A 7,288-nucleotide genomic window follows, 5' to 3' on the forward strand; every position below is an offset into this window, starting at 1 on the left:
CGGCCGGGGGTGCGACGGCGGTGACCGCCGGGCCCCGGGCGGCGCGGCGGACCAGGCCGAGCAGGCGCAGCAGCAACCGCTGCTCGGCGAGGAGCATCAGCGCCCGCGCCAGCAGCGGACGCCGCCGGCCCCGCCACTGGTGCACCCGCCACTGTTCCAGCAGGCTGCCGTACTCCACGCCGGCCGGGCAGACCGGCTCACAGGCCCGGCAGCCCAGGCAGAACGAGGACTGCTCGGCGAGGGTGTCGTCGTCCGGTGGCAGGGTGCCGTCCTGCAACGCCCGCATCAGGGTGATCCGGCCACGCGGCGAGGACGCCTCGTCGCCGGTCATCGCGTAGGTGGGGCAGGCCGGCAGGCAGAAGCCGCAGGAAATGCAGCGGGACAGCTGCTCGGGGTTGAACACGTCGCCGGTCACGATCCCAGCTTTCCCGGGTTGAGGATGCCCGCCGGGTCGAAGGCGGACTTGATCCGGCGGAGCAGGGCGAGCTGTTCGTCGCCGAGCCGGGCGGCGAGGAAGGGCAGTTTCGCCGCCCCCACCCCGTGCTCGCCGGTGATGGTGCCGCCCAGGTCCAGGGCGGCGGCGAAGATGTCGGCGAAGGCCGCCTCGGCGCGGCGTACCGCGGCGTGGTCCTCGGCGGAGTCGAGGACGCAGGTGGGGTGCAGGTTGCCGTCCCCGGCGTGGCCGAAGGTCGCGATGGCGACGCCGTGCTGCTCGGCGATCGCGTCGATCCGGTCGACCATCTCGGCGATCCGGGGGCGGGGCACGGTGGCGTCCTCCAGGATCGTCACCCCGCCGCGGCGGGACAGCGCCGGCAGCGCGCAGCGGCGGGCGGCCAGCAGGGCCTCCGCCTGGGCGACCTCGCGGGCGGTGGTGACCTCGACCGCGCCGGCCTCGACGCAGGCCGTGCCGATCCGGTCGAGGTGGGTGGCGACCAGGTCCGGCGGGCCGTCGTCGCCGAAGAGCAGCAGGGCCCCGGCGTCGCCGCGCAGTCCCAGGTGGGCGAAGTCCTCGACGGCCCGGATGCAGGCCCGGTCGAGGAACTCCAGGGTCGCCGGGACCACGCCGGCCCGGATCACCCGGGCGACGGCCTCCCCCGCCCCGGCCAGGGTCGGGAAGTACGCCACCCCGGTGTTGCTGCAGGCCGGCGCGGGCAGCAGCGCCACCGTCGCCTCGGTGATCACCGCGAGGGTGCCCTCGGAGCCGGTGAGCAGCCGGGTCAGGTCGTAGCCGGCGACGTCCTTCCACAGTCGACCGCCGGTGCGGATCACCTCGCCGGTGGGCAGCACCGCCTCCAGGCCTAGCACGTAGTTGCGGGTGACCCCGTACTTCAGGCCGCGCAGGCCGCCGGCGCAGGTGGCGATGGTGCCGCCGACGGTGGCGACCGTGCGGCTGCCCGGGTCGGGCGCCCAGAGCAGGCCCTGCCCGGCGGCCGCGTCGGCCAGCGCGGCGCTGGTCACGCCGGGTTGCACCCGGGCCAGCAGCTCGTCGGCGCTGACCTCCAGGATGGCGTTGAGCCGGGTGAGCACCAGCACGATCCCGCCGTGCAGCGGCACGGTGGCCGCGCACAGGTTGGAGCCGGCGCCGCGCGGCACCACCGGCACCCCGTGCCGGGTGGCCAGCGCCAGCACGGCGGCGACCTCGGCGGTGTCGGCCGGGAAGACCACCACGTCCGGCCGGTGCGAGAAGAGCGGGGTGGCGTCGCGCGCGTACGCCACCAGGTCCCCGGCCGCGTCGTGCACGTTCCGCGCGCCGACGATGCCCCGCAGCTCGGTGAGCACGGATGCGGGCAGTGCCACGCCGTCACCCCTCCCCAGGTGGTGCGGTCCCCGCCCGGTGGCGCCGGGCGGGGACCCGGATCGGATCTACAGACCGACGACCGACCGGTCGGCGATCAACACGGGCGAATCGTAGAGGGGCACGTCACGGAAGGTGTACGAGGTGCCGCTCACCGACCAGTTGCCGGCCGGGATGTCGAAGACCGCGCCGGTGCGCGGGTCGACGTAGACCGGGTCGGCGAAGCTGCCGGCGCTGAACTGACGGTCACCGGCGTACGGGTGTCGTCGTCGCCGGGGGTTGCGCCGAGGGCGGGATCGACGAACCGGGGATCGACGGTGGTGAGGTTACCCTCGAACCGGACGCTTGCTGGTGCCCGGACGCTTGCCGCGGGTGGCGGCGACCGTGGTCACGGGCCGCTCCTTGCCGGGTCGGCCGCGAGATCCCGGTGGTCGACCACGGACCCCCGCACCGTGCGGCGGAAATCCGCCGCCGACCGGGATGCGCGGACGGGGAACGCCATTCGCGGGTCGGCCGGCGCGGCGGCGGCCGACAGGTGAGCTCACCGAGCCGGTGACAGGTGGTCGCGCAGGGCGGCGAACTCCGCCACGGTCAGGAAGGACGGGTTGGCCGCCTGCGGCTGGCGGAACACCTCCGCGCCGGCCAGCCGGTCGTCGGCGCGCAGCCGGTCCCGGGACACCCGGTGGGGCTCGTCGAGGACGGTCAGGTCGAGCGGCAGCGTCCACACCCCGCCCGGGTCGCCCGGGAGGGCGGCGGCGGCCACCCGCCCGACGCCCCAGACCCCGTACGTCAGCCGCCCGCGGCGGCCGCTGGCCCAGAAGACCACCGGTTGCCCGGCCCGCGCCAGCCGGGTGCGATAGCCGGGGCGCACGCACCAGCTCGGCACCCGGGGGTCCCGGGCGAAGCGGGCCGCCAGGTCGACCCGGTCGGCGTTGCCCTTGATCAGCCACGCGCCCAGGTTCTCCAGGGTCACCCGACGGTCCGTCATACCGCCATCCTGAACCGACCCGGGCACAGCCGCCGGTCGAGGGGTCGCAGCAAGCCTGTCACCGACGAGCTGCGCGAGCGGGTGCTCGAAGCCGTCGCCGAGCTGCGGTACGTGCCGAACGCGCACGCCCAGCTGCTGGCGCGCTCGCACCGCACCGCGGTGGGCGTGATCGTGCACGACGTCTCCGACCCCTACTTCGCCGAGATCACCCGGGGACTGCAACGGGTCGCCACGGACCAGGGTCGGCTGCTGATGATCTGCAGCAGCTATCGCGACCCGGAGCGCGAGCTGGAGTACGTCGAACTGCTGCGTGGCCACCAGGTGGCCGCGATCATCATGGCCGGCTCCGGCTACCACGACCCCACCTTCACCCAACTGCTCAACGAGAAGCTCACCGCGTACGAGGCGACTGGTGGGCGGGTGGCGGTGATCGGCCGGCACGAGCACTCCGGTGACGCGGTGATGCCGGACAACCGCGCCGGCGGCTGGCTGGCCGGCAAGGAGCTGTGCGAACTCGGTCACCGCGCGATCGGGGTCGTCGCCGGTCCGCAGGTGCTCACCACCACCACGGACGGGCTCGCCGGGCTGCGCGACGCCCTCGCCGAACACGGGCGGGACCTGCCGGCCCACCGCGTCCAGTACGCCGAGTTCGACCGGGACGGCGGCGCCGCCGCCACCGCCGCGCTGCTCGACGCCGACTCGGAACTGACCGCCGTCGTGGCGCTCAACGACTCGATGGCCATCGGCGCGGTCGCCCTGCTGCGGTCCCGGTCGGTGGCCGTACCCCAGCAGGTGTCGGTGGTCGGCTTCGACGACATGCCGATCGCCCGGGACGTCACCCCGGCCCTGACCACCGTCCGGCTCCCGCTGGTGGACATGGGGGTCCGGGCGATGTCGCTGGCGCTCGACGCGGGCGCTCCGGCGCCCCGGGTCGAGGTGCTGGCCGCCGAGATGGTGCGCCGGGACAGCGCCGGCCCGGCGCCGCAGGTCACCCCGGTCCGGCCCCGGGCCGCCGACACCGGAAGTCGGTCATCGCGGCCGGCAGCCCGCCCGCCAGCGACGTGAGCCGGCGAACCCGGGTCGGCGGTCAGATGATGAAGTGGGTCCAGTAGGCGAGCCAGGTGACGAAGAGCGCGCCCTGGACGAGGGCGAGCAGGGCGGTCAGCCAGACGTCGAGCGTGGCGCGGCGGGCCCAGCCGGCGAACACCAGGGCGACCGGGAACGCGGCGAGCAGATAGCGCAGCAGGCTCTTGTACACCGGCGGCCCCATCGACAACGGCACCAGCACCATCATCACCCCGTACACGAGGTAGGGCAGCCCGATGTGGCGCACGCCCGCGACCAGGATCGCCAGCACGGCCACGGCGAACCACACCCGCAGCGCGTCGCGCGATTCGGCCCCGGTCAGGCCCTGCCAGAGCACCCCCAGCGGGTTCTGCACCCGGATGCCCCAGCCGCGTTCCTGGGCGTGCTTGTAGGCGAACCAGTCGCCGCCCTGCCACTTGCAGAACGCCATGAAGGTGAGCCAGCCGGCCGGCAGCAGCACCAACGGCCAGCCGGTGCGGACGTAGCCCCACAGGGCGCGCGGGCCCAGCCGGTAGTGCTGCTGGCGCAACAGCACCAGGGCCAGCGGGACGACCACGAAGAACCCGACCGAGCGGCTGAGCCCGAGGAAGTAGCCCACGATGCCGACGACCAGCCACCGCCGCTGTTCGGCGTAGTGGAACGCGGCCAGCGCGAGACAGAGGAAGAGCGACTCGGTCAGCGCGGCGTGGAACAGGAACGCGGTCGGCAGCAGCACGAGGTACCGGACGAACCGGCGGGCCGAGGCGTCGTCGCCGAGCAGCCGCTCACCGAGGCGGTGGGCGAAGTAGAGCATGAGCAGGAACGCGACGTTGGCGACCAGCAGCAGCGCCAGCGCGGTGTCCCCGCCCAGCAGCGGGGCCAACGGTCGGGCCAGGAACGGGTAGAGCAGGGGGAATCCGAAGTCCCGCCACGGCTCGGTGAGCGGCAGTTGGGCCAGGTGGTCGTAGAGGAAGGAGTCCCACGCGAACCAGAGCGAGACCGAGCGGTGCGAGGAGATCGCCCCCTGCTGCTGGCGCATCATCGTCTCGTCCGGCGGGGGTGCCCAGGGGATCCCGTCGAAGGAGCTCCAGGCCAGGACGCCGACCAGGCTGAGGACGAGCTTCGTACCGAGGAAGACCGCGACGACGAATCCCCAGGGCTCCGGCACCCGGGCCGACGCCCGCGCCACCCCGCCCCGCAGTGCCCGACCGCGCCCGGCGAGGGGGGCACGCAGCCGCTCGTCGGCGAGGGCCCGCCACCTGTCCACCACAGCTTCTCCCGATCCGGCCGACCGGCCACGGACCCTGCCACATCCCCGTTCGGCGGCCGTTGACACGTCGCCGGTGCACGCCGGCCCGGTCAGCGCTGCCGAGAGGAGGACCGAGCGACCGGTTGGCGCCGCCGGGAGGCGGGCCCGGGTCGGCCGGCGGCACAGGAACGCCTGCCGGCGGGGCGGGCCGGCGCCGCCCGCGCCGATCCGGGGGTGACATCGCGCGGATGTCGGGTAAGCGGGCCGCCTCCACGACGGAAGCAGGGAGCGGCGGAGCATGGGCGAAGAACGCGGCACGGTGATCATCGGCGCGGGGCCGGCTGGCCTGACCGCGGCGTACGAACTGCTCCGGCGGGATGCTCCGGTACGGGTGTTCGAGGCCGACGAGGTGGTCGGCGGGATCAGCCGGACCGTCGAGCGCGACGGGTGGCGCTTCGACATCGGTGGGCACCGGTTCTTCACCAAGGTCGGCCGGGTCGAGGAGTTCTGGCACGAGATCCTGCCGGACGAGGACTTCCTGCTCCGGCCGCGGATGAGCCGGATCTACTACCGGGGCGCGCTCTTCGACTACCCGTTGAGCGCCGCGAACGCGCTGCGCAACCTCGGCATCCGGGAGGCCGCACTCTGCATGGGCTCGTACGCCCGGGCCCGGCTGCGCCCGCCGAAGGACCAGTCGCACTTCGAGGGCTGGGTGTCGGCCCGGTTCGGCTGGCGGCTGTACTCGATGTTCTTCAAGACGTACACCGAGAAGGTGTGGGGCATGCCGGCCGACCGGTTGCAGGCCGACTGGGCCGCCCAGCGGATCAAGAACCTGTCGCTGTCCAAGGCGGTCCGCAACGCGCTGCTGCCCCGGCGCAACCGCAAGGACGTGACCAGCCTGATCGAGGAGTTCCAGTACCCGAAGCTGGGCCCCGGCATGATGTGGGAACGCTGCGCGGAGGAGGTCCGCCAGCGCGGCGGGCGGGTGGAGACCGGCAGCTGGGTCACCGCCGTGCACCGGGACCCGGAGCACCGCCGGGCGGTCGCGGTCACCGTCAACGGGGCGGGCGGGCAGCGTACCGAGCCGGCCGAGCACGTCATCTCCTCGATGCCGATCTCGGAACTGGTGGCCGCGCTGCGCCCGGCCGCCCCGCCGGAGGTGCTGGCCGCCGCGGCCGACCTGCGGTACCGGGACTTCCTGACCGTCGCGCTGGTGGTGCCGGCGGAGTTCTCGTTCCCGGACAACTGGATCTACGTACACGACCCGGCGGTGAAGGTCGGCCGGATCCAGAACTTCGGCTCCTGGTCGCCGCACCTGGTCAAGGACGGGCGCACCTGCCTGGGACTGGAGTACTTCGTCTTCGAGGACGACGAGACCTGGCGTACGCCCGACGCCGAGCTCATCGCCGCGGCGACGGTCGAGCTGGAGCGGCTCGGCCTGGTCCGGCCGGGGGTCGTCGAGGCCGGGTACGTGGTGCGGATGCCGAAGGCGTACCCGGTCTACGACGAGCGCTACCAGCACAACGTCGACGTGATCCGCGACTGGCTGGCCCGCGAGGTGCCGAACGTGCACCCGGTGGGGCGCAACGGCATGCACCGGTACAACAACCAGGACCACTCGATGCTGACGGCGATGCTGACCGCCGAGAACATCGCCTGCGGCACCCAGCACGACGTCTGGTCGGTCAACGTCGAGCAGGACTACCACGAGGAGTCGGCGACGCAGGACGGCGACGGCCACCGGGGCACCGGCCGGGACGCGCCCATCATGCCCGCCCGGCCCACCGCCGGCGTCGCGACGACCCCGGACGGCCGGTCCCGCTCTGAGCAACCGGCACGGGTACGCCTGGGCTGAGCCGCCGCCCGAACCCCCCGGCCGACGGCCGCCCCGGGCGCCGACCGGGGCAGCCGGACCGGCGGGGCGGCACTAGCCTGGGCGGGTGATGCGGGCGGGGCCGGCGCGGCGGGGCGGCGGATGAGCGGGTTGAGCCCCACCCAGCGCGTGCTCTCCCCCGACGACGTCGCCGGTTACGTTCGGGCGTCCTTCGGCAACGGGCATCGGATGGTCGGCTGCGGGCCGCTGGGCGGGGGAGGCTTCGCCACAGTGTGGTGGGTACGCCTCGCCGACGGGCGGGAGGTCGTGCTCAAGGTCGCTCCGCCGACCGGCACGCGGCTGCTGCGCTACGAGCGG

6 protein-coding genes and 1 pseudogene are annotated in these 7,288 nt (G+C 74.1%); 3 read left to right on the forward strand and 4 right to left on the reverse strand.

The genetic code is table 11. The features are described from left to right. The 3 genes from NCC78_RS24640 to NCC78_RS24650 form a co-directional block, all read right to left on the reverse strand. Positions 1 to 415 (reverse strand): 4Fe-4S dicluster domain-containing protein (locus tag NCC78_RS24640; RefSeq protein WP_250797355.1); only part of this gene is annotated, 415 nt, incomplete at its 3' end. After that, complete coding sequence (locus tag NCC78_RS24645; RefSeq protein WP_250797358.1) at positions 412 to 1,797, reverse strand: FAD-binding oxidoreductase; 1,386 nt, start codon at positions 1,795 to 1,797, stop codon at positions 412 to 414. The genes NCC78_RS24645 and NCC78_RS24640, both read right to left, overlap by 4 nt. 539 nt (positions 1,798 to 2,336) lie before the next feature. After that, positions 2,337 to 2,783: a hypothetical protein gene (locus NCC78_RS24650; protein ID WP_250797359.1), complete on the reverse strand. Its 447-nt coding sequence runs from the start codon at positions 2,781 to 2,783 to the stop codon at positions 2,337 to 2,339. A gap of 81 nt (positions 2,784 to 2,864) precedes the next feature. On the opposite strand from NCC78_RS24650, the gene NCC78_RS24655 reads away from it, so the two are divergent. After that, positions 2,865 to 3,848 (forward strand): LacI family DNA-binding transcriptional regulator, encoded by a 984-nt coding sequence (locus NCC78_RS24655; RefSeq protein ID WP_308220948.1) that lies wholly within the window; start codon positions 2,865 to 2,867, stop codon positions 3,846 to 3,848. A 22-nt stretch (positions 3,849 to 3,870) separates the two neighbouring features. Here the strand turns inward: NCC78_RS24655 and NCC78_RS24660 are convergent, their stop codons facing one another. Beyond that, positions 3,871 to 5,115 carry a hypothetical protein gene (locus NCC78_RS24660; RefSeq protein ID WP_250797360.1) on the reverse strand — a complete coding sequence of 415 codons (1,245 nt, stop codon included), beginning with the start codon at positions 5,113 to 5,115 and terminating at the stop codon, positions 3,871 to 3,873. Between the two features lie 280 nt (positions 5,116 to 5,395). On the opposite strand from NCC78_RS24660, the gene NCC78_RS24665 reads away from it, so the two are divergent. After that, positions 5,396 to 6,952: an NAD(P)/FAD-dependent oxidoreductase gene (locus NCC78_RS24665; RefSeq protein ID WP_250797361.1), complete on the forward strand. Its 1,557-nt coding sequence runs from the start codon at positions 5,396 to 5,398 to the stop codon at positions 6,950 to 6,952. Between the two features lie 120 nt (positions 6,953 to 7,072). After that, positions 7,073 to 7,288: pseudogene (locus NCC78_RS24670) on the forward strand (phosphotransferase family protein); the annotation flags it as partial.

This window comes from Micromonospora phytophila (assembly GCF_023656545.1).
Lineage (GTDB): Bacteria > Actinomycetota > Actinomycetes > Mycobacteriales > Micromonosporaceae > Micromonospora > Micromonospora phytophila.

Coding starts and splice junctions, on each gene's coding strand:
- NCC78_RS24665 (WP_250797361.1), top strand. CDS start 5,396: ATGGGCGAAGAACGCGGCACGGTGATCATCGGCGCGGGGCCGGCTGGC.
- NCC78_RS24650 (WP_250797359.1), bottom strand. CDS start 2,783: ATGACGGACCGTCGGGTGACCCTGGAGAACCTGGGCGCGTGGCTGATC.